Here is a 444-nt window from a genome sequence, read left to right on the forward strand (position 1 = left end):
CACCGCAGCTGACCGGTGAGAGGCCTCGGCGCGCGGTCGGCAGGGCCGGCATTCTTGAGAGTAGTCCGTGGCCTCAGGCGCGGATCACCCGAATCGTGCGCCCCTGCGGGCTGATCTGGGTGGTACTGGCGGTGCGTTCGGCGAGCGGCGGCTGTCCCGAGCGCCGGTCGAAGAGCACCAGCCAGCCGCTGTTCAGACCCAGCCCGGCGAGGTAGCCGTCCAGTTGCCCCAGCCCCTCGGCGAGCGGGTCCGGGGCGCCGTCGCGCCAGACCTTGAGTTCCATGCCCAAGGTGACCGGGCCGTAGCGCAGACACAGATCCATGCGGCCCTTACCGATTGCGTATTCGCGCTCCAGGGTGCCACCGCCGTTGACCACCCGGTGCAGGAAGGCCATGAGCACCAGATGGGGGGCGATCTCGTGATAGGGGGCGCTGCCGAGCAAGG

General features: G+C 69.8%; 1 pseudogene. It reads right to left on the reverse strand.

Annotated elements, in window-relative coordinates:
• Positions 1 to 73 precede the first annotated feature (73 nt).
• A pseudogene (locus tag CKO15_RS13925) lies at positions 74 to 444 on the reverse strand (ATP-binding protein); the annotation flags it as partial.

The organism is Halorhodospira abdelmalekii (genome assembly GCF_016583625.1).
GTDB classification, from domain to species: domain Bacteria; phylum Pseudomonadota; class Gammaproteobacteria; order Nitrococcales; family Halorhodospiraceae; genus Halorhodospira; species Halorhodospira abdelmalekii.